This is a genomic window from Bacillus sp. CH_48 (assembly GCF_038008465.1).
Taxonomy (GTDB): domain Bacteria; phylum Bacillota; class Bacilli; order Bacillales; family Bacillaceae_G; genus Bacillus_A; species Bacillus_A thuringiensis_S.
The window spans coordinates 1738888-1762483 of record NZ_JBBOZF010000001.1 but is presented as its reverse complement, the minus strand read 5'-3'; the positions used below and the strand labels follow the sequence as shown (position 1 = coordinate 1762483).

Genomic DNA, 23596 nt, shown 5'->3' with positions numbered 1-23596 from the left:
TAATTCAATTTTTAAGCCAAACTATATTAATAACTCAATGAAAGTTTTAGCACCTATAACCTATTCTCTAGTTACTAACTTTCTGATATCCAGTCTTATTTTCAGACTGCCATCTCCAAGAATCTGCACACATTTCTTCTAATCCGCGTTTTGCCTCCCAGCCTAATTCACGCTTTGCTTTCGATGCATCAGCAAAACATACTGCCACATCACCTGGGCGACGTTCTGTAATTTTATAAGGGACTTTCTTGCCCGAAACTTTTTCAAACGCTTCAACCATCTCTAATACACTATAGCCCATGCCTGTGCCCAGGTTATAAGCATCTACTCCTGTTGTACTCAGTACTTTCTCAAGCGCCTTTACGTGACCATTTGCTAAGTCCACAACATGGATGTAATCACGGACTCCTGTTCCATCTCTCGTTGGATAGTCATTTCCGAATACACTTAATTCTTTTAACTTACCTACTGCTACTTGCGTTACATATGGCATTAAGTTATTTGGGATTCCATTTGGATCTTCTCCGATACGCCCACTTTCGTGTGCACCAAATGGATTGAAATAGCGAAGTAATGCGATACTCCATTCTGCATCTGCAAATGCCACATCACGCATAATTTGCTCAATCATTAATTTCGTTTGACCATATGGATTTGTTGCACTTAATGGAAACTCCTCCGTAATCGGTGACGTTTCCGGGATACCATATACAGTTGCAGATGAACTAAAGATTATCTTCTTTACATTATGTTTCTGCATTACTTCACATAGCACTAACGTGCTTGTAATGTTGTTATGATAATATGTTAATGGAATTGCTACTGACTCCCCTACAGCTTTAAATCCTGCAAAGTGAATAACTGCTTCAATTGCATTTTCTTCAAAAATTGCGTCAAGCGCTTCGCGATTTAAAACATCTTCTTTATAAAACTTAAATTGTTTTCCTGTTATTTCTTTCACTCGATTTATAGATTCTACCGAGCTATTCGAAAGATTATCCACTACTATAATTTCGTAACCGCTATTTAGTAATTCTACACATGTATGACTACCAATATATCCTGCTCCACCTGTTACAAGTATTCTCATAATTAAACCTCCATTGCTATAATTTATTAAAAAAAGCAGAAATTATTTAATTTACAATCTCCTCTTTAAACTATTTTTTATGTAGACACAAAATAATTTGTTACATATTATGCCTAAATATCATATCTTTTCTCACTAGGGAAGCTAAATTCTTCTTTGATGGATGAATTATAATCGTATTACCTTCTGCATTTTCTAGGTATTAGCTACAGAATTATCATGTCCCTTATTATAGGTAATAAATAGTACCTATAATAAAATCAAATTAGATATTCAGGCATCTTTCTCAGAAAAAAAACTTGATCACCAACAATAACAGGATTCATTACCTTTTTATCTTGTTTTTTTCTCTTTTTACTATCTTCTTTCCTCCACCATCTTCTGCTTCAATGCGTTGTCTTTTTTAATTCACTCATTTTTCCCGTTGCATTAGCGAGTTTCTTATCTCAATATAATTTATCGTTCACAATTGAAGTGACAAACAACATAAAAACAAATAAGGCAAGTACTACTTTCTTATTCATTAATTCGACTTATCTATTTATCTCACAATATAAGCCTACAAAAAAACAACTCCTTCCAAAGGAATTGTTTTTTTCACTTATTTAAGTCAAGATGTGTTCGTAATTTATTTGTTAAATTTTGTTTCGCTAAATCTGAAACATAATAGTAGATACTATCAGATGCTTTATGACCATCACCTGGGATTTGAATATCTTCACTTTTTTTCAAGCAATCTTTATGATTCTTTTGCATACTAAGTATTTTAATCTTGCATTAAGTTTATTTTCACATTTTGTTGAATTGCTATAAGCATCTCTACATAATGAGCTAACGAAGATAAGTTTGCATAACTTGACATTGACGCATTTGATGACCAAAGTCACCATGTGGCTCTTCTCTATGCATGCATAAGCTAAAGCTTAATCATCAGTTAAGTGAATATTCCTTTTTTAAAACACTTTTCTTCCAAGGAAAACTCTAAGACATTATTAATATCTACTACAGCTACAATATCTCTAAATCCCTCCATATTCACTTCGATACAATAATTGCTAGGGATATTTAAGAGTTTTTCTACAGTTGCTATCGACATATCTAGGCCACCAACAAATAAGGTAATACCAAGTATCCAAAACAAAACTTTTTTCTTATACCAGCTAGTGCAAAATTCAAAGAAAAAAACAATAATTACATTCTACATGAAACTGTATAAACAAAAGCATATGCAGTTTTCTCTCCTATACCCCAAATCCCAAATAACACTGACGTATAGAGTATGAAGATTCCAAATTAAAATAGGGTTTTTATTGCATAGAAATAAAAACCCTATTTTACCAAACTAAACTAATATAGAAAAATTCCCTCATACTTATTCAACTATCATTAACCGTTATACATATTCTAGATTTTAGGACATGCTATATTTTAAATTATTAATCGTCTCTCTTCCAATGGAATCATAAATAACATTATCCTTTTTGATAATATCTAATTCATAACAATTCCTTCCATCTATAATTATTGGATTTTTCATTAAATCCCCATACTTAGATATTTCAAAATCTTTTATTTCTTCCCATTCAGTAAAAATAAAACATATATCTGCTCCTAATAATGCATCTTCAATAGTTGCACAATATGTTATTTCATTAGGGTACATTTCCTTAAACCTATCAAAAGCAACCGGATCCCAAACCCTCACATTCGCTCCAGCGTCTAACATAATAGGTATATTAACTAAAGATGGTGCCTCTCTTAAATCGTCTGTCCCTGGTTTAAAGGTTAAACCTAAAACAGCAATTGTTACATCGTTTAAACTTTCAAAGTATTTACGTGATTTTTTGATTAATTTTATTTTTTGATTCTCATTAACATCTATAGCTGCTTTAATCGTTTTTAATTCATAGTCATGGAAATTAGCTAACCAATGTAACGCTTTAGTATCTTTTGGGAAACAGGAACCACCATAACCTATACCTGAATTCAAAAATTTATTCCCTATTCTACTATCATATCCCATGCCTTTAGCTACATCATCAATATCAGCACCGACAATTTCACATAGGTTAGCAATTTCATTAATATATGAAATCTTAAGCGCAAGGAAATCATTAGATGCATACTTAATCATTTCTGCACTTCGTCTTCTCGTTACCAATATAGGTGCACCAAAATCTTTATATACTTCTTTTAAAATATCCGCTACACTTTCTTCTTCTGCCCCGATAATAATTCTTGAAGAATGTAATGTATCCCTAACTGCCGAACCTTGTGATAAAAACTCTGGATTTGATGCAACATGTATAACCACATCATTCATAAGATTATTTTTGATAATGTATTCTAACCGTTCATTAGTACCAATAGGAACTGTTGATTTCACCACTACAATACAATCTTTTTCAACACTTTCTGCAATTTGAACCGCTACCGAATAAAGATACTGTAAATCAGCTGAACCATCTGCTTTCTCAGGGGTCCCCACACCTATAAAAATAACATCAGCATCTTTATAAGCCTTTTTATAATTTGTAGTAAATTTAATTTTATCCATATTTTTAACCATTAACTCTTCAAGCCCTGGCTCATAAATTGGAGATTTTCCAGATTTTAAGAGTTGTATTTTGTCTTCATTCATATCTACACAAGAAACGAAATGTCCATGTTCTGCAAGACACACACCAGTTACTAATCCAACATATCCAGTTCCAGCTACAGCTATTTTCATTATTATCTTCCTTATCTATCAATAATTTTTGCACTAATCTACTAAAATAGTAAAATTATCCTTAAAATTTCTTTTAAGATCCTAAAAAATAAGTTTTACTACTATATTTTAACTGCTTATAATTACTATAAATAGTATTAATTTAACACTATAGAGTATATTTTATCTATCGTAAAAATTCTTAATTATTTCTCCGCTTTTCGTTTTGGTATTACACCCTTTAACATCATTGCTTGACTCATTAAATATGTAGATTCTCTTGTTTTTGCAAAAAACAATGGGGCCACAATTGTAGTAATGATTTGGGCAATTAAAGTTGCTACAGCAGAACCTACTACACCAAAGTAATTTATAAAGATGTAATTAAGTACAAAATTCACAAACATACCTATTAAAAAATAATATTTTGTATACTTGTTAACTCCTTCACTTACTATCCAAATATTTCGAGCAGTTCCTAACAAAGAAAAAACACTCGCCCATATTAAAATCGCAAGTGGAATAGCTGCTTCAATATATTGTTGTCCGTATAATGTTTGTATTATCAAATTAGAGCATACTGTAATAAATAAAGATACTAGTAACCCTAACCAGAAAATAAATGCATACAATTGCTTTAATTTCTCTTGGTATTCTACTATAGATATTTGTTTCATTTTTAATATAATTGGTCTAGCAGAGTTAATCACAGCTAATGGAACAAAATACCACAAAGTCGCTATGTTTGATGCAACAGAATATATCCCAACACTTTCTTGTCCAATCAAATTTCCCAACATAATTCTATCCATCTGAGTAAAGAGAGTTACTAAAAGACCTGATAAAATAAAATGATAGCCATTCAAAAACAGCTCTTTTGAATAATATTTGGAAAAAGAGAAGTTAATGGGATTTTTTTTAAAATAGACTACTAATAAAATCACACCTAGAATCATAGCTTCAATTGAACTTGATAAGGCAAAAAGTTGTAATGAAGCATTTGAAATTAGTAAATACACTTTCCAAATGCTAACAATAAACCTCGTGACTGACTTTGCTATTACCACATACATGGACATTAATCTCGATTGAAACCAATAATCAATTGTATCAAGGGAATTAAATATTAAAGCTAATGATTGTAATGTTATAACAGCAATAACTAGTTTTTCATCATAATGAGTTATTGAAACTATCAAACAAATCACTAATATAGATATTATCGAGGTAACAAATCTAATTATTATAGCGGAAAAGAGAATTATATTATTTTTCCTTGGATAATCAACAAAATACTTAATGATTACATTTTCTAACCCTAAGCTACATATTACAGAAAAAAAAGCGATAAATGAGGCGCCATAATTTAATATTCCATAATTTGAAGGCCCTAAATATCTAGCTGTCCAGATTCCTACAACTAAACCTAAAATTAATTGAAAAATTTTCTCTAATATTAACCAAATTGTATTACTGGTGAATTTATTAACTTTAAACTTTTTTACATTATTCATTTTAAGTAAGCCTTTTATTTTTATTATTTATAAATATTTTATAAATAGTTTTAAAGTTGTATTTTAATACTCCTTTTAAAGTATTAAAAGAATAACGTTTAAGGGTAATCATATTTTTTAATTCTTCCTTAGCCAAATCATTTAGTCCATTTAATAAATATAAAGTTAATAATTTTTTAGAGAATGCATATTCTACATTTAACATTTTATTTACATTGTTCAACTTATAGTAATATTTTCTACTAAATACCCGTGCATTACATTCTCCTTTAATATTATTTAAACCTATACCACTAATTTTCCCATCATTATATTCATAATATTTAACTAATGGTTGATCAACTCTAAAAACATTATATCCTGCAGCTAAAATTTTCAATAATAATATTGTATCTTGCTTAGAAGGTGTATTCTCAAAATACCCCACATCTTCTAATACGTGTTTCGGACAAAGCCATAATGAAGTTCCAGCGATACATCCCAACATGTTTTCATATAAGGGATTTCCTTGCAAATCATTATTGTAGTACTGTTTATGCGCACCTTTTGCATTTACTGCTTCACAATAACAATATATTAGTCCTACATTTTCATTTTTATGTCGATTATATAATTCAACTTGTTCTGAAATTTTGTTAGGTAATATCTCATCGTCATCATCTAAAAAAGAAATCAGAATTCCCGTTGCCTCCCTGATTCCCGTATTTCTAGCGCCTGCTCCACCCTTATTTTCTTCATGTTCTATATATCTAACCCCGTACTTTTCAATATATGGACTGACTAAAGATTTGGTCTTGGCTCTAAATTCCGAACCATCTCCATTATCATCCACAACTATTATTTCTATATTTTTATAATCTTGGTTAATACAACTCTCCACAGCTCTTACAATTTTATCCGCCCTTTTGTAAGTTGGAATTACTATACTTACCTTAGCATTATTCAATGCTTTCACCTCAATGTATTAGAATTTTATTATGTTATACTTAACTAATTTATTCTTTATAATTGGCTTTATATATATAATTAAACCTTTTGGGAGCGAAATAAATTTTAAGAAACCAAAATCACAATTTATATAGGCTGATATACTTTTTATTTCTAAACACCCTGCAATATAATATGAAACTGCTTTATATTTACTTTTTAAATCTCTTGCGTTTTCAATTCTTTGCTCTAAAAAATACATATATCCTTTAGGATTTTTCTTATGAATTGACTGTATATTTTTCGAATATCCGTCATCTAAATATTCACAGAAATACAAGACTTTATTTAATAATTTCATCTCATATTTCTGGCTTATCTGATCATAGACAACAGCTTCCGTAATAAATTTTTCTCCTTCAAAAACAGGAAACAAATGCTTTTTTAAAATATCTGTTTTAAATACCAACATTGCGTCACCTTTAAATTTATACTTCTCATAGAGATTAAAGATAGACGATCTTTCAATATTATTCGGCATCTCTGTACCTACTACTTCACTAAAGGTGTTTCCTTTTAAAGCAATTATACCAGCTAATTTTCTATCACTTTCAATCTTATCCCAAGTATCATAAATCAATTGTACTGCATTATCTGACAAGTAATCGTCTGAATCTACACAAACAAATATCTTTGTTGTACACATTAATACACCAGTATTATGTGCCACTTGTTTACCACTATTTTTTTGTTTAGAATAAATTATTTTGATTTTCTTTTCCTTAATAAAAGAATTAACTATTTGTTCAGTATTATCGATAGAACCATCATCTACAATAAGCCAAACAAAATTTTTATTAGATTGCCGACATAAACTCTCATAGCATCGCTGTATAAGATATCCTCTATTATATGTAGGTGTAAAAATTGTTAGGTTCTCCATCTTTCATCCCTTCTAAAGCCATATTCATGTAATATATAAAAAATCTCAATTAGACACCTTATTATTACTTAAGCTATCCTTCTTCCCTTTTATAACTGCCATAATACAAATCAAAAGCCAAAATACAGGATCATAAATAAAAGTTTTTGACACTAACAACTTAAATGAATTACTTAAAACAACTATAAATATTATTAATTGTTTTTTATTTTTTACAACCATAAAACAAGTAACTATTTCATATACTAAAAAGACAACTATTAAACCACCCAGAAGAATACCATAGGTTGAAAATATGTCTAAAAATATATTATGTGGGAAGACTCCATATGTCGATTGAAATTTACCTATTCCAATACCAAAGACATTCTCCTCTATCGTATGTATACCATATCCATAAATGAAATCACGATTATCAAAGACGCCTGAAATTTTATCTACTGATAAAACACTTTTTAAACTATTAATGAAATAACTATTTGCAGTAAAACTAATATTTTCAAGAATCTTTATTAATCCATTTAATAAGCCAACAAAATTTAATGCTAAAACCGAAAGTATTATTAACATTGAAACCCTTTTTAACCAACTATTTGTCAATTGATAAAAACAGATTATTAGAAGAGCTGCTATTATAATAAAAGCTCCCTTAGGACCATTAATAAAAGCTATTCCTAGCAAGGGAATTAAACATATTAATTTAAAAAACTTTTTATTTATAATTGCGTCACCTAAAATAAAGCTTAAACCAAATACACAATAATATCCCCATGTCATGTAATCATGTATAATGCTGACTTTTCCCATAAATAATGCAGACATATATATCAACGTTATAGCATAGGAATGCCATAAAATATACTTATATAAGTATTCATGACTGATAGGGAACAAGAAGACAATTAATAATATCAATCCATATAAAACAAAGTGATTGAAATAATATGATAACATGGCATTATTATTCAAATAAAATGTAATAGTAAATGAAAGTATCATAAAATACATATAAAACACAAGTTTATAGTTTCTAAAAATCTTCAATTGAAATTTATTTATCATGAACAATAATGGAATGAACAAATACTCTATTGCCATGTTAAAAGAGATACCAAATAACCAATTCAAACCTATTTGATAAATATTTAAAAAGACAATCAATGATATTATGAAACTATTTATTTTTAAAACTGCAGTATTATCGACTCTTATAGACATATATTTCACCAAAGATTTTCCTTATTAATTATTTTTCTCTGATATTCTAATTACAAGTAATTCCTCTAAAAATAACAATTAACTTCTACTCTGCTTCTGCTAAAATATGCATTATTTTTTTATAAGAACTTTCTACTGATGTTTGATCTTTTTTTATACTATTGATCAACCTATTATTGTTACTATTAAATAAATTATGCATTATTTTGTTTGAAATCTCTTTTATATTATCGACATCATTAATCAAATCATTTGCTTCTAAACCATTAATAATCGCTTTTGCCCCAACATTCTGTGAAATGAGCAAATTACAACCGCCTATTAAGGCTTCCATTGTTGCAAGGCCAAACGTTTCAAATTCACTATTTTGAATATACAAATATGATTTTTTGTAATAAGATTCCATATCTTTTTTTGCTACCTTTTCAATATACTGCACAAAAGGATATGACTTAATTTTATTAGTATCTTTTCCAACAGCCCCTATAACTATTAGCTTTAAATTAGAATTCTTATGTGTATTCAAATAATCAATAGCTTCACAAACTACTTTAATTTTTTTTAAAGGGACACCTCCACCTACACATAATAATGTTTTAGGTTCCCTTTTTACATTCTCATAATCCGATGCTTCGATCATCCCCCAATCAATTCCATTATTTACAAAAGTTAATTTGTCAATCCACTGAGGATAACTAACCTTTATGGATTCCATAAAATTTTCTGATACACAAATAGTAATCGGTGCCACTTTTAATGTTTGTTTCTCCACATTAATCAATTTAGAGTTAGAATTTTGATTTATTTTACCTTCTAACAACGCGCTCCCATGCATTAAATATGCTGATTTTTTTCCCAGTAATTTTGCAATTTTGAATCCAATAATATTAATTTTTGACAAACCTGAAAAAAGGACTGCATCAGACTTCCTTATCTTTGAATACAATTCTATTATCCTTTTATACAATTTAGTTTCCATTGAATATAATGTATTATTAGGCATATATTTTTTTAACGCTTTGTTAACACTAGCTGGCCCATTGTCACTATCAAAATCACCTACAAAAAATAACTTCAATTTGCTTCACTCCAAATACTTGCTTAAATTATGTCGATTACTTCATAAAAATTATATATTATACTTAATAAAAATATATAATTTTTATACCCTTGCCTACCTAACATTATCTAGCATTCTTCTATCTATGGATACTGAGATAATTTTTATGACCTTTATACATACTGTTAATTGCCTTAATGAAATTTGTTTCATGTCGATATAACTTATACTTACGAATAGCAAACTGCCATATTAGAAAGTGATAAAATTTATTACTTAATGCAGTAAACATTGCTCCTTTATCCCAAAACAACTTATCATTAAAACCATTAAACCAAGTTGATTCATCACTATTATCAATAGATAATATAGATACAGGTTCAAAATGAATTTTCAACCCTTTTTTTAGACATTCAAAAAGAAAAATGTTCTCTTCTCCACACTGATAATAAGAAGAACCAGTTCCAAATAACTCATCAAAATAGATGTCATTCTCTATTATGGATTTTCTTCTAAAAGTAATTTGTACTGAAGATACTTTCATCACATCTATATATCCAAGGCTTTTCGCTTCTTTGTAAAATTTTTTCTTATGTCTTCCATCTGTATCGTAACAAAAAATTATTACATCTGCTTCTGCATTTTCTTCATATGCTGTTTTTATTTTATTTGTATAATCATCATGATAAAATAAATCATCATCACAAATCACACAAATATCGCCACTTGAATTTTTAATTGCCATATTTCTGCTTTTACTCAATCCTTTATCATGCACATTAATAAATTTAAGTTTTTCCTCATCCAAATTCCGTGGGATTTGGATGTTATTATCTGTCAACTGATTTATAATCACTGCTCTATCTTTTATATTCATACGATGAATCAAATTATAATTTGTTTGATTCATCGTGGATACTAACATTTCTATATTCATAATTACTCCTTTTTTATTAGGTACCATTCCAATTTTACATATTAAACTCTTAATAATTTATCCCTAACATAATTGTTAAAAAGTACATACCAAATAAGCAGTACATACTACCATAAACATTGATATATTTTTTCTTTTATATCCCTAATGGATATGCTTTTCTCCAATAAGGTTTTTATTTTACATTTATTTCCTCAAATATTTTAGTGATGTATTACAAATATACATCACTAAACATTGCATTGATTTTAAAAAACTAAGTTTTTGATTTTTCCTATATATATTCCAAGTCCATATAATGGTTTTGAATTTATTTGAACTTAGCGAATTATTTGATTTTCTATATGAAGCTAAATTTTCATTTACTCCATAAGCTATAACTCCACTTTTCATGATACTCAACCACGTTGCATAGTCCTCATGTCTTAAATCTGGCATTTCGATATCTCCAACCTGTTCTTTATCAATCATAACTGTCAAACACCCTATTGGGTTACCACCTCTTAATAACCTATGATAGTCAACAACACTAGGCGCCTCGATTATTTTATTAAACGTTGTCCCATCTTCATTCATCCATTCATAACTTGAAAAGGAGAAAACATAATTGTTTTTCTGCATAAAACTTAACTGAATTGATAATTTATTAGGATGCCACAAATCGTCACTATCTAAAAAAGCAATATATTTCCCATTAGCGGCCTTTATGGCTGTATTTCTAGCAAAAGTAACTCCCCTATTTTCATCTAGAGCTATTAGCCTAATCCTTTTCTCGGACTCCATATATTGTTCAATAATTAATCGACTGCTATCTTTGGAGCAATCATCAACAATTATTAATTCCCAATTAGAATAATTCTGATTTATCACAGATTCAATGGTATTTCTCAAATACTTTTCAGCATTATAGACTGGAGTAATAATTGAAACCAATTCTCTCATATACATTACACCTCTAAAATATATCTTTTTTAACTATTAACATTCTAATATAAAATGTTATTTAACTTTTTAGTTTTTCTATAAGGTACCCTCTACTCTTCTTACCTAGCGCCCTCTCCAGTAAAAATAACCTTAATAGTTTTAAATATTATTTTTACGTCCATAAATAGGCTTAAATTTTTTATGTAGTAAATATCAAACTCTAATTTTTCCTTTGGTGAAATATCATATCCACCATTTACTTGTGCCCACCCAGTAATCCCTGGTTTTACAACTATACGATTTTTAAATCCAGGGATTTCTTTATTAAATTGTTCAGTAAATATTGGTCTTTCTGGACGAGGTCCTACCAAACTCATATCACCTTTTAGCATATTAATTAGTTGCGGTATCTCATCAATTCTAGTTCTTCTAATAAAAGCACCTATCTTTGTAACACGAGCATCATTTTTCTTCGCCCATTGTGCTCCATTTTTCTCAGCATCAATATACATTGACCTTAATTTTATTATATTAAACACTCTTCCGTTTAATCCCACACGCTCTTGAAGAAAAAAAGCCGGGCCATTTGACTCAAGTTTTATAGCTAAAACAAAAAGTAACAATATCGGCGAAAGAATTACAAGACCCAGTAATGCCATAAGAAAATCAGCCGTATTTTTTAAAGTAAAATAAATGTAATGATTAGGAAGGTTAATATTAGTTTCAATTGTTTCATCTAGGGGATATTTTTTCATTTCTCTCATAGCCATATAATGCTGCACCTCTTATTCTATCTAAAATTATCCAATCTGTTTTGAAATAAATTGCTAATATACTCTATAAGTTCTTCTCTTAATTGAGCATTCTGCAACCCAAACTCTAGGTTTGTAGTAATAAAACCCAACTTCTCCCCAACATCATAACGTATTCCTTCAAAGTCATACGCGAATACTCGTTGAATCTCATTTAATTGTTGAATTGTATCCGTTAATTGAATCTCTCCACCGGCACCTGTTTGCTGGTTCTCAAGAAATGTAAAAATCTCCGGTGTTAATATGTAACGACCCATAATTGCTAAATTTGATGGTGCTGTTCCTTGAGCTGGTTTCTCTACAAATTGACGCACTTGATAACGACGGTCATTTTGTTCGATTGGATCAATGATACCGTAACGATGTGTCTCATTTTCTGGTACTGTTTTTACACCAATAACAGATGATTGTGTTTCCTCGTATTGGTCCATTAATTGACGTAAACATGGTGTTTCGCCTTGGACAATATCATCACCAAGTAACACGGCAAATGGCTCATTTCCAATAAATTTACGCGCGCACCATACTGCATGCCCTAAACCTTTTGGTTCCTTTTGTCTTATGTAATGAATATTAATTTTTGAAGATGCTTGTACTTTTTCAAGCATTTCATACTTCCCTTTTTCTAAAAGGTTTTGTTCTAGTTCAAAAGAATGATCGAAATGATCTTCAATGGCACGTTTTCCTTTTCCAGTCACAATAATGATATCTTCAATACCTGATTCTATCGCTTCTTCTACTATGTATTGAATTGTCGGTTTATCGACGATAGGTAACATTTCTTTCGGCATTGCTTTCGTCACTGGTAAAAATCTTGTCCCAAGACCAGCAGCTGGGATAATCGCTTTTCTTACTTTTTTCAATTATAGGCCCCCTATAAATCTATTTATTAACATGTAACAATAACAAAAACCCTACCTATAGAGTCATACTTATAACTCCATAGGTAGAGTTTCTATTAGAAATAAATTATGGGCATCCAACCCATCCTCACGTCATACTCCCGACGACAAGCGTCTAAGGTAGGTTCGAAAATAAATTTTCTACCCACAGCACGACCGAGTGCCTCCATTGATAACGGTTAGGAGACATCACCAGTTCCTTATTTAAAAAATACCGAACAATCTTTTACGACGGATTTGTTCTGGATCTTCTTTGTAAATTGCCTTCCCGCTAATTAATAAATACGGATTTTCTTTTAAATCACTCATAACATTCATCCCGAATTCTTTCTCAATTAATTCATAGCTTTCCGCTAAATGAAATCCTCTTGACGTTGTGTTATGTGCATCTGAAGCGACCATATGTGTTAAATTATGTTCTACAAGTTGAAGTGAAAACTTTTTAATTTTTTTACCGAATTTCCCTAATAAACTACCCGCCGTTACTTGCGTTAATGCCCCTTTATTTACAAGGTTATATAACTTATCTGGCCGCTCGATTAACTCGGCATTACGTTCTGGATGAACAATAATTGGAATCATTCCCTTTACACGTAATTCGTATAATAATTGTTCAGCATAACGAGGTACGTGATTCGATGGAAATTCAATGAATATATATTTATTTGTTTCATTTAAAGTAACGATTTTACCAGCTTCATAGTCTTCTAATAAATCACCATATAACCTGACCTCTTGCCCCGGTAAAATAGTAAGTGGAATATTATATTGTTGTAGTTCATCATTTAGTTGTTTTACGTGATGAATAATTGAGGTACGTTCATTTACATATTTGCCATTTTGATGATGTGGTGTAGCAACAATGGTATGTATTCCTTCTGCTACGGCTTGTTGCGCCATTGCTAAACTATCTGTTACTGTCTGTGCACCGTCATCGATGCCATGTAAAATGTGACAATGTAAATCAATCATTTATTTTATCCTCCCTCTCTCATATAAAAATCTTTTTTCCCTTGAATATGAGAAATCTCATATTCAAGGGAAAAAAGGAGATATGTTTCAACCATATCTCACTCTTTTAATTAGTTTGCACCGTAGTAATAATATAAGCCTTCTTCACGTTCACGATCGTTCAGAACAACACCTAACAATTTACCTTTAGCCGATTCTAACAATCCTTTTGCTTTTACTGCTGTTTCTTTCTCTGTTGATTCACTACGAACAACAAGAATAGAAGCATCACATACATTTGCCATAATTTGCGCATCAGTTACAGCTAAAATTGGTGGCATATCAAAAATAACTAGATCGTACATACTGTATGCTTGTCCAAGAAGTTCTTTCATTGACTTTGAGCCTAACAATTCGGCCGGGTTTGGTGGGATTGGACCACAGGCTAAAAAGTGTAGATTATCTACTAATGTTGTTTGCACACATTTCTCTAAACGTTCACTATGTGTTAATACGTTCGTTAGTCCAAAAATATTATCTACTTGGAACATTTGATGCATTGCCGGTTTACGCATATCCGCATCAATTAATAATACTTTTTTCCCTTGTTGAGCAAACACAACTGCCATATTTGCTGTCGTTGTCGTTTTCCCTTCACTTGGGTTCGCAGATGTTACCATTAGTGAATGTAAATTCGTATCAACAGCTGCAAATTCAATATTGGTTCGAATATTACGATATTGCTCTGAAATTGGTGATTTCGGTTGTTGATGAGCAATTAATTGACGACGCTGACGATGATTCTGTTTCTTTTTAAATAAATTAAGAGCCAATTGTTTGTCCCCTCACTTTTCTTGATGATGGAGCGTGCGATTTCACGTTCATTGTTTCTTCATCCATACGAGCAACGATACCTAACACTGGTAATCCAAGTAAGTTCTCAACATCTTCTTCTTTTTTCACTGTGTTATCTAAGTATTCTAGTAAGAATGCAAGACCAATTGAAACCATTAAACCAATAACGAAAGCGATTGCTACATTTAGCATTGGACGTGGTTTAATTGGAGATAGATTTTCTGCAACTTCTGCTTTTGATAACACTGTTACGTTATCAACACTCATAATTTTAGCAACTTCACCTTTAAACACTTCTGCAGTTGTATTAGCAATATCACGAGCTAGTTTTGGGTCTTTATCTTGCGCAGTTACCGCCACTACTTGTGAGTCTTTCTCATTAGCTACTTCAATTTTATTGTTTAGCTCTTGTACTGTTATATTTAAACCTAGCTTTTCTTTCACTTGATCCAAAATAACAGGGCTTTTAATGATAACCTTGTATGTATTTGTTAATTGAATATTTGTTTGTACCTCATTGTATTGAATAGCTGCCCCTTCTTGCTTCTTCTGGTTAACAAGAATCTGCGTCGAAGATTGATAGATTGGTGTCATAAAGAAGAAGCTAATGATAGCACTTACTATAGCTGCACCAAATGCGATTACGAGGATCATTGCTAAACGTTTTTTTAAGATATGAAATAACTCTTTTAAACTAATTGTTTCTTCCATAAGTTCCTCCAACTTTCTAAAATTTACACATAGGAAAAATTATAACATATAAATCTTACATTTTTTATTTTTAATAATTCAGTTCTATATTTGTTCACAAGAAACAAGTTTAATCTTACAAAATAATCTTAAATATGACAACACATTCCAATGATTTTCCAAATTATTTATCATATCATGTTTTTTATGCTATGTAACTTGAGAAATAAATTTCAAAATGAGAAAAAAGCCAACAAGTATTCCTTATTGGCTTTTTTCTATTTTAGTAATAACCATACTGCTCTTTTTCTTCTCTTTTATCGTTTAAAACGACTCCAAGTATTTTTCCTGATGCTTTATCTAATATTTGTTTCGCTTTTACGATTTTATCTTTTTCTGTCTTTTCACTGCGTACAACGAGTACGATTCCATCACATTTATTCGCAAGTATTTGTGCATCCGTAACCGCAAGGACAGGTGGTGTGTCAATTAATATAATATCAAACATGTTATATGCTTCTAGCAACGCCTCGTCCATTGCCCGGCTTCCTAATAGTTCTGCTGGGTTTGGCGGGATTGGACCTGCTGCCATTAAGTATACGTTCTCTATATCTGTTTTTTGAATGCATTGCATAAGTTTTGCTTGTCCTGATAATAAGTTCGTTAACCCATTTGAACTATGAATGGCAAATAAGTTTTGTATCGTCGGCTTACGCAAGTCAGCTCCAATTAATAAAACTTTCTTTCCTTGCTGTCCGAAAACAACTGCTAAGTTTGCGATTGTTGTTGTTTTCCCATCACCTGGATCTGCTGAAGTAACAATGATAGAACGAACATGATTATCTACAGATGTAAACTCAATGTTTGTACGAATGTTACGGTATTGTTCTGTAATACGCGATTTAGGCTCTTTATGTGTAATTAATTGTCGTAATGGTTTTCTTTTCTTTCTCCCGAACATATTCATAATCTCCTTTTGTGAAATGCGACATTTCCCTTTTCTCTCTTTTATGCTCGATTTCATACGTCTAATTAATATTCTTGCTGAGTTCCCCACATTTCATCATAATCAATAACATTCTACTTTGTCTTATTTAAGTACCTTAACAATATGACAATGCCCTTATTTCTTTATTACCTTTATCACTTATCCTGTTTTCTAGATAAATAATAAAGTAAGTATATGGTAATTTCCATCTATTTACAAGTTATTTTCTGATTAGTTTGTAAATTATCGTTTCATCGTTATATAGCAGAAATTAAAAAATCTCCTTGTCTTTTCACAAGGAGATTTTTTAATTTCTATTCTTTTTTATCACCAATCGCAAATGTAATTTCTGCCTCACATGCAACTTCACCATCTACTGTTGCGATTGCTTTTCCTTTTCCAATCGGGCCGCGTACGCGTGTCATTTCTACTTCTAGACGAAGCTGATCACCTGGTCGTACTTGTTTTTTGAAACGGCAATTGTCGATACCTGCAAAGAAAGCAAGTCTTCCGCGGTTTTCTTCTTTCTTTAATACTGCAACTGCTCCAACTTGCGCTAATGCTTCTACAATAAGTACACCAGGCATAACTGCATAGTCAGGGAAGTGTCCGTTAAAGAATTCTTCGTTTGCGGATACATTTTTAATCCCAACCGCTCTTTTTCCTTCATCTACTTCTAATATTTTATCAACAAGCAAAAATGGATAGCGGTGAGGAATGATTTCTTTAATTTGTTCTATATTTAGCATGTAACAATCGCCCCTTTTGTAATATTGGTCTTACCACTCGGACATATTGCTATTATCCCATTTTGTTTATTGTTTGTCATTACAAAGTAACATTTTATATTTAGCACAGCTTCCTAAAAAAAATGCACACACTCTATTCCATTAAAATAGTTGCACATTTTTGCAACTGACACGGAGGTGGAAAAGAGTGTATGCCCAAATTAGGGAAAGGCAATATGTATTGAAACATTATTTGCCTTAATGTCGTATTCGACTCATTATATTATAAACGTTTTCAAATAAGGAAATATTAAATTTAACCATATATATGAATATTTTACCTGTTTCCTTCATATTTCTCTATTTTCCTTCCATTTTCGCAAAAAATCAAAATAAAAAAATACAAAAACGAAAAAAAGAACTAAGGCATTAGCCTTAGTTCTTTCAAATTATCTCAAAGCACGCTTTGGTAATCTGTCGATATTCTCTAACATAATACCTGTACCAACCGCAACGCAGTGCATTGGGTTTTCAGCAATTAATACTGGTACTTTTAGTTCTTCTGCTAGAAGCATGTCGATACCGTGTAGTAAAGCTCCACCGCCTGTTAGAATAACACCGCGGTCGATAATATCTGCAGATAATTCTGGTGGTGTGCGCTCTAATACGCCTTTTGCAGCTTGTACAATAACAGCTGCATTTTCTTTTAATGCTTCTGTAATTTCTTCAGAGCATACTGTAATTGTACGTGGTAAGCCTGTTACCATGTCACGTCCGCGAATTTCAAGTTCTTCGCTACGTGCACCTGGGAATACTGTACCAACTTTAATTTTAATATCTTCTGAAGTACGTTCTCCGATTAATAGCTTATACTTACGTTTAATATAGTTTAAGATCTCCATATCAAACTTATCGCCAGCCATTTTGATAGAGGAAGAGGTAACAATATCACCCATAGATAGTACAGCGATATCTGTTGTACCTCCACCAATATCAACAACCATGTTACCGCTTGGTTGGAAGATTTCCATACCAGCACCAACTGCAGCTACTTTTGGTTCTTCTTCTAAAAATACTGTTTTACCACCTGAACGTTCAGCAGCTTCACGAATTGCTTTTTGTTCTACTGATGTAATATTTGTTGGACAACAAATTAAAATACGAGGTTTTGAAAAGAAGCTCTTTACGTCCAATTTGTTAATGAAATACTTTAACATTGCTTCTGTAATTTCGAAATCTGCTATTACACCATCTTTAAGCGGACGAATTGCTACAATATTACCAGGCGTACGTCCCACCATACTTCTCGCTTCTTCACCGACTGCTAATACTTTACCACTATTACGATCAATTGCCACAACAGATGGCTCGTTTAATACAATACCCTTACCTTTAACATGAATTAATACATTAGCCGTACCTAGGTCAATTCCGATATCTCGCGCAAACATTCCCGTTTTTTCCTCCTCGATATTCAAAATCAGGTTACACCCGAATTCTTTTCACCTAATTTCTGATTTTATCATAAATTTAACAGAAACGTAATATTCGCAAAAAGAATTCTTCTGAAAAATATTACCGAATGTGAACGGAATGTTTGCTACTGTAACATTATTGACGTACAGGCTTCTCTACATCTTCTTTTCTATACTTTTGTTTTGTTGCTTCTCCACCTCTTAAATGACGAATAGACTTATGATAATCAAGAATTTCTTTTACTTCATTTGCGAGCTCTGGATTAATCTCTGGTAGACGTTCTGTTAAATCTTTATGAACTGTACTCTTTGATACCCCAAATTCCTTTGCAATGACACGCACTGTCTTTCTTGTCTCCACGATATACTTACCAATCTTGATAGTTCTCTCTTTGATGTAATCGTGCACACCACTCGCCTCCCTAATTTGGATGTGAGAAGGGTGAAATGAGCCTCGCTGCATACGACTAAGAAGTAAGTGTGAGTGCTGTTTGTAAGCGTTAAACATTCTTGGATTTATAATGAAATGATTCACGATTTCTCACCTCAAACACTCTCTTTGCTTTGGTTTATACCATTGTATTGCCCGCACTACTGATATATGCTACATGTTCACTATTTTTGCGGACTAAGTTAAGAAAAATTACATTTTTTTGTGAGAAATACGTTAAAACTGACTATTATGGCCAAAAAAAATGACACCTTGTATAAAAGGCGTCATTCTTCTCGTTCCAATTCTTCTTCTAACAACTGATGGTGGGGAACCTCTTTCTTACCGGCAATATAATAATATAAAGTGAATAAAACAAACAATAAAATAATAGCAGTCGACAGAACAAATAAAAATGACACAGTATCCCCTCCCTTTTGTAATATATATTCGAGAATCTCGTCATTTTTCCTTGTTTTTGCAACTTTTTTCTCGAAATTGATTATTTTTATATAGAAATAAAAAAATCAGCTCTCCTAATGAGAACTGATTTTTTCACTTTCTTATTCTTGTGAAGAAGAATCGTTAGATGATTCTGTAGAACCATTTGTTGATTTTTCTTCTTTCTTAGGTTCTTCTTTTTTGTCACTAGTTGAACCGCTTGTTGATTTCTCTTCTTTTTGAGACTTGTCTTCTGTTTTATTTTCTGGTTTCGTGCTCGTTGACTTCTCTTCTTTTTGAGATTTGTCGTCAGCTTTTTTACCAGAAGCATTCGTAGCTTTTGCAGCACCTGCATCAGCTTTAATTTCTGTTACTGATTTATTTAAGTAACGTTCAGGATTCACAGCCACATTGTCTTTACGTACTTCAAAGTGAACGTGAGAGCCTGCCTCTTTATTCATTGCACTTAGACCGGATGTTCCTAATACTTCACCTTGTGCAACTCTTGCACCTTTTTCTACTTTCACACTGCCTAAGCTTTGATAAGATACCGCTACACCATTTCCACTATCAACTGTTACAACATAACCAAGAAGTGAATCTTTTTCTGCTTTCGTTACTGTACCACTTAAAGCAGCAGCAACATTGAATTCTTTTCCATTCTTCGCAGCAATGTCAATTCCTTTGTTTGGGGAATATGTGTTGTTATAAAAGACAAGTGCTTTTTCTTGTTCCGCCTCAGTTGCTGCATCTTCATAGAATTTCTTCTGTACGACTACTTCCGCATTCGCGGCAGCTGGCATTTTCACTACTTCTGAAGATTTCGTTACTGGTACTGCTGGATCTTCCGATTGTGTATACGGTGTTGCTTGATCGTGGTTTGGAGTCTTCTTCGGATTAGCTCCTTGGAACCATAGCGCAACCATTAAGATTACCGCTGCACAAGCAATGTATAGTGCCGGAAACACCCATCTTTTCTGAAATAAATGTACTACCTTTTGCGACTTTTTATTATTTCTTCCTCGCATTCCATCATCACCTCAGCAATCATTTTGAACAATATTCATGTATCCTATACAACGTATAACTAATTACTTTTCGACAAAATATGTAAAAATATGTATAAGAATTGTAAAATTTCCGAGGAAATGATAGAAAAAAAGAAAAAACTGAGCGTTTCGGCTCAGTTTTTAGTCTAATTGTTTCTTTTTGTACACAATAATATAAAGAATGATAAGACATATAGTCCAAATTGTATTGTTTAAAATATGTTCTTGAATCGCAATAAACCCTTCTCCCTTTATAACTTTTTGCAATGCCTCCATAACATGATTTGTCGGAAGAAGATTAACTACTTTTATAATAAATTCATTCTTAACCATTTCTTGTAGCATCGGCCCCATTATGAATATTATAAAAATCGGAAGCCCCAATATAGATGTTTGTGCTATATTTTGGGATAGTAAGCCAACTATAGTACCTAAAACGACACATAACAATGTTCCTATTAAAATAATAATAACTAGCATACCAATATTTCCTTTAAAAGTATCTAAAATCACTAAACTAATAAAACTAGATGCTAGTACAAAAAATACAGTTAATACACTTTTACCTAAAATAACTTCTATTGGACTTGCTGGAGACAACATCAATACTCGTAACGTGTGTTTTTCCTTCTCCTCTGCAATAATAATTGCTTGCACATAACTTCCCACCATGGTAATCGTCATTACAATAACAAAACCTGCAAAGAACTCTTTTATAGAATCCATATTACTATAGAATACAGCAAGTAGAATAGGTAATAGCGCCATTAATATAACTTGTGAGTTTTTACCTGCATCATTTATTTCTTTTCTTACAATAGCCGAAAACCGTTTCATTGAAAATGTCATTATAATCCCCTCCCAGTAACTTCAATAAAGATATCGCCTAGCGTTGGTTCGTGTGAATGAATAGATAACAGTTCGCCCTTTTTCATCCATTCTGAAATACGTTTTGCGCCTAATTCATCTTTTTGCACTACTTCTTTTTGGTTATCTTTTAATACGACCTCTATTTGATCCTTAGCGTATTGTAAGCGCAGGTTCTCTGGCGTATCAAGCGCTACAATTTCTCCGCCACAAAGGAAGGCAATACGGTTACAAAGCGTTTCTGCTTCATCCATGTTGTGAGTCGTTAAGAAAATGGTCGTTCCTTCTTCATTTAAGTCTTTTAAGATTTTATGAATGTTTTGTACGTTTACTGGATCGAGTGCAGATGTTGGTTCGTCTAAGAAGAGGATATCTGGTTTATGAAGGATTGCTCTTGCTAGTGTGACGCGTTGCTTCATTCCCTTTGATAGTTTCTTTACTGGTGTTTTTTTATCATCTAATAAATTTACTTGTGCTAGTACTTCATCGATTCGTTCTTTTTTACAATCGTATAGGTCACAAAATAATAGTAAGTTATCATAAATACTAAGTCTTTCATATAAGCCGCTGTTATCTGTTAAAATACCAATTCGTTTGTAATTGATGCTACTTGGTCCTGTAATATCTTTCCCTAATACTCTTACTGTTCCAACACTATGAAGCAATTGAGAAGTTAAAATTTTTACCGTTGTCGTCTTACCAGATCCACTCGGTCCGAGGAATCCGAAAATCTCTCCTTGCTTTACCTCAATATTTACATTTCGAAGTGCCGTTTTTCCGCCGAAACTTTTCATTACATCTTTCATTTCAATTGCCAATGTCATTTCGTCATCCCCTTTGTTTTTCTTCTTTATAGATGAAAGTCGCTTTAGCGCTTTTCGTTCGTTTGTTTCGCTTTTCTTGACTCAATCATATGAAAAACAAAGGGTTTACGCAGTAAAATACCGGTAAAAGGAGTATTTTTACCGGTGAATGAATCGCATGTTAAGCTTATTGGAGCACTTTTTATAGCCCAATCACGCCTTTTAATTCATCCATGCGTCCTTTTGAAAGCGGAATTGAACTTTTTCTTTCGTCATCCAAAATTAAGCTAAAACTATTACGAGTCCACGTAATCACTTCTCGTACTCTTTGTAAATTCACAAGATACGAGCGATGACATCTAAAGAAACCAAAACCTGTTAATCTCATTTCTAGTTCACTTAATGTTAATGCACATACGAAATCACCTTCACGAACGTGAATATGCGTTACTCCGTTTTGCGTTTCAATGAAATGGATTTCCATCGGATCAAGTAAAATGATTTTATCGTTCACTTTCGCTGGTATTCTTTCTAATTTCATTTGCGGAATCATTTGAATGACTTTTTCTTCACCGACTTCTTCCACTTCCTCTTGCTCAATTTCTATCTTTTTCACACCATCGTTGTTTAATATGTATACATCCTCTGTTAACGAAAGGGCATCCGATAGAAATGATGACGTAATAAAAATCGCCTTTCCTTGTTCTTTCATTTTCATGATTGCTTTTCGAATAATGATCGTACTCTCTATATCTACATTTTGCTCCGGTTCTTCCAAAACAACTAAATCCGGATTATGAATCATCACTCGTCCAATATGAAGACGACGCTTCTCTGAAAACAATAGTTTTTCTATTTTAACGTTTAGTTTATCTAGGAGACCAACAGACTGCACAACTTCTTCTATGCTTATCTTTGATTCATAAAGCCCTATTAAAAACTTAAAGTATTCCTTCACCTTCAAACGATCATATGCCTCATCTTTCAAAAAACAAAAGCCGATGCGTGGATAATTTTTCTTTCCAATTGCTCCCCCTTCAAACAGTACATTGCCAGTCGACGCTTCTTCTTCGCCTATAATGATGCGGTGCAACACTTTAGCTGTATGATTATTGCATTGCAAAACAACACATTGTCCTTTCGCGACTTTTAGGTCAATTACCGGTAATTGGTTCGTTTTCCCTAACTGTTTCAACTCCAGTAGCACCATTTCATCTCCCCCAAATGCCTTTTTATCCTATTATATCAAACAGTTAATGGAAAATTATGATATTTTAAACAA

Annotated in this window: 23 protein-coding genes and 1 pseudogene; all 24 read right to left on the bottom strand. The window is 32.0% G+C overall.

Annotated features, from left to right (window positions below; translation table 11 throughout):
* Positions 1 to 67 precede the first annotated feature (67 nt).
* Positions 68 to 1090: a UDP-glucose 4-epimerase GalE gene (gene galE, locus N2V92_RS08660; RefSeq protein ID WP_042596736.1), complete on the bottom strand. Its 1023-nt coding sequence runs from the start codon at positions 1088 to 1090 to the stop codon at positions 68 to 70.
* Positions 1091 to 1687: 597 nt separating this feature from the next.
* Positions 1688 to 2198, bottom strand: a pseudogene (locus N2V92_RS08655) (LCP family glycopolymer transferase); the annotation flags it as partial.
* Positions 2199 to 2501: 303 nt separating this feature from the next.
* The gene (locus N2V92_RS08650; protein WP_042596738.1) at positions 2502 to 3821 is read right to left on the bottom strand and encodes a UDP-glucose dehydrogenase family protein; all 1320 of its coding nucleotides are present in this window, start codon (positions 3819 to 3821) and stop codon (positions 2502 to 2504) included.
* Between the two features lie 185 nt (positions 3822 to 4006).
* On the bottom strand, positions 4007 to 5314 hold the full coding sequence (locus N2V92_RS08645; RefSeq protein WP_044798200.1) for a flippase: 1308 nt from the start codon (positions 5312 to 5314) through the stop codon (positions 4007 to 4009).
* Position 5315: 1 nt separating this feature from the next.
* Complete coding sequence (locus N2V92_RS08640) at positions 5316 to 6269, bottom strand: glycosyltransferase family 2 protein (protein WP_223697992.1); 954 nt, start codon at positions 6267 to 6269, stop codon at positions 5316 to 5318.
* Positions 6270 to 6278: 9 nt separating this feature from the next.
* Positions 6279 to 7184, bottom strand: a complete 906-nt coding sequence (locus tag N2V92_RS08635; RefSeq protein WP_042596743.1) for a glycosyltransferase family 2 protein — start codon at positions 7182 to 7184, stop codon at positions 6279 to 6281.
* A 45-nt stretch (positions 7185 to 7229) separates the two neighbouring features.
* Positions 7230 to 8006 (bottom strand): O-antigen ligase family protein, encoded by a 777-nt coding sequence (locus tag N2V92_RS08630; RefSeq protein WP_223285820.1) that lies wholly within the window; start codon positions 8004 to 8006, stop codon positions 7230 to 7232.
* A 481-nt stretch (positions 8007 to 8487) separates the two neighbouring features.
* Positions 8488 to 9480 (bottom strand): glycosyltransferase family 4 protein, encoded by a 993-nt coding sequence (locus tag N2V92_RS08625; RefSeq protein WP_042596747.1) that lies wholly within the window; start codon positions 9478 to 9480, stop codon positions 8488 to 8490.
* A 121-nt stretch (positions 9481 to 9601) separates the two neighbouring features.
* Positions 9602 to 10399 (bottom strand): glycosyltransferase family A protein, encoded by a 798-nt coding sequence (locus N2V92_RS08620; protein ID WP_016079675.1) that lies wholly within the window; start codon positions 10397 to 10399, stop codon positions 9602 to 9604.
* Between the two features lie 186 nt (positions 10400 to 10585).
* Positions 10586 to 11341 carry a glycosyltransferase family 2 protein gene (locus N2V92_RS08615; RefSeq protein WP_042596749.1) on the bottom strand — a complete coding sequence of 252 codons (756 nt, stop codon included), beginning with the start codon at positions 11339 to 11341 and terminating at the stop codon, positions 10586 to 10588.
* A 101-nt stretch (positions 11342 to 11442) separates the two neighbouring features.
* Entirely contained in the window at positions 11443 to 12093 is a 651-nt protein-coding gene (locus N2V92_RS08610) for a sugar transferase (RefSeq protein ID WP_016079673.1), read from the bottom strand.
* A gap of 20 nt (positions 12094 to 12113) precedes the next feature.
* Complete coding sequence (gene galU / locus N2V92_RS08605; protein ID WP_016079672.1) at positions 12114 to 12998, bottom strand: UTP--glucose-1-phosphate uridylyltransferase GalU; 885 nt, start codon at positions 12996 to 12998, stop codon at positions 12114 to 12116.
* 243 nt (positions 12999 to 13241) lie between these two features.
* The gene (locus N2V92_RS08600; RefSeq protein WP_042596752.1) at positions 13242 to 14009 is read right to left on the bottom strand and encodes a tyrosine-protein phosphatase; all 768 of its coding nucleotides are present in this window, start codon (positions 14007 to 14009) and stop codon (positions 13242 to 13244) included.
* Between the two features lie 110 nt (positions 14010 to 14119).
* Complete coding sequence (locus N2V92_RS08595; RefSeq protein ID WP_042596754.1) at positions 14120 to 14821, bottom strand: CpsD/CapB family tyrosine-protein kinase; 702 nt, start codon at positions 14819 to 14821, stop codon at positions 14120 to 14122.
* Positions 14811 to 15554 (bottom strand): YveK family protein, encoded by a 744-nt coding sequence (locus tag N2V92_RS08590; RefSeq protein WP_042596756.1) that lies wholly within the window; start codon positions 15552 to 15554, stop codon positions 14811 to 14813. The genes N2V92_RS08595 and N2V92_RS08590 overlap by 11 nt, the downstream gene beginning before the upstream one ends.
* A gap of 262 nt (positions 15555 to 15816) precedes the next feature.
* Complete coding sequence (locus N2V92_RS08585) at positions 15817 to 16494, bottom strand: CpsD/CapB family tyrosine-protein kinase (RefSeq protein WP_000467944.1); 678 nt, start codon at positions 16492 to 16494, stop codon at positions 15817 to 15819.
* 341 nt (positions 16495 to 16835) lie between these two features.
* Positions 16836 to 17270 (bottom strand): 3-hydroxyacyl-ACP dehydratase FabZ, encoded by a 435-nt coding sequence (gene fabZ, locus N2V92_RS08580; RefSeq protein ID WP_000931959.1) that lies wholly within the window; start codon positions 17268 to 17270, stop codon positions 16836 to 16838.
* 428 nt (positions 17271 to 17698) lie between these two features.
* Positions 17699 to 18700 carry a rod shape-determining protein gene (locus N2V92_RS08575; RefSeq protein ID WP_000457978.1) on the bottom strand — a complete coding sequence of 334 codons (1002 nt, stop codon included), beginning with the start codon at positions 18698 to 18700 and terminating at the stop codon, positions 17699 to 17701.
* 160 nt (positions 18701 to 18860) lie between these two features.
* Complete coding sequence (gene spoIIID / locus N2V92_RS08570; RefSeq protein WP_000544012.1) at positions 18861 to 19133, bottom strand: sporulation transcriptional regulator SpoIIID; 273 nt, start codon at positions 19131 to 19133, stop codon at positions 18861 to 18863.
* A 308-nt stretch (positions 19134 to 19441) separates the two neighbouring features.
* Positions 19442 to 19576: a hypothetical protein gene (locus N2V92_RS08565; RefSeq protein WP_000008903.1), complete on the bottom strand. Its 135-nt coding sequence runs from the start codon at positions 19574 to 19576 to the stop codon at positions 19442 to 19444.
* A 141-nt stretch (positions 19577 to 19717) separates the two neighbouring features.
* Complete coding sequence (locus N2V92_RS08560) at positions 19718 to 20623, bottom strand: M23 family metallopeptidase (protein ID WP_001214922.1); 906 nt, start codon at positions 20621 to 20623, stop codon at positions 19718 to 19720.
* Positions 20624 to 20785: 162 nt separating this feature from the next.
* On the bottom strand, positions 20786 to 21493 hold the full coding sequence (locus N2V92_RS08555; protein ID WP_042596761.1) for an ABC transporter permease: 708 nt from the start codon (positions 21491 to 21493) through the stop codon (positions 20786 to 20788).
* Positions 21493 to 22335, bottom strand: coding sequence for an ABC transporter ATP-binding protein (locus N2V92_RS08550; RefSeq protein ID WP_170264810.1), 843 nt, complete (start codon positions 22333 to 22335; stop codon positions 21493 to 21495). The genes N2V92_RS08555 and N2V92_RS08550 overlap by 1 nt, the downstream gene beginning before the upstream one ends.
* A 181-nt stretch (positions 22336 to 22516) precedes the next feature.
* Positions 22517 to 23524, bottom strand: a complete 1008-nt coding sequence (locus tag N2V92_RS08545; RefSeq protein WP_042596765.1) for a LytTR family transcriptional regulator DNA-binding domain-containing protein — start codon at positions 23522 to 23524, stop codon at positions 22517 to 22519.
* Positions 23525 to 23596: the final 72 nt, after the last annotated feature.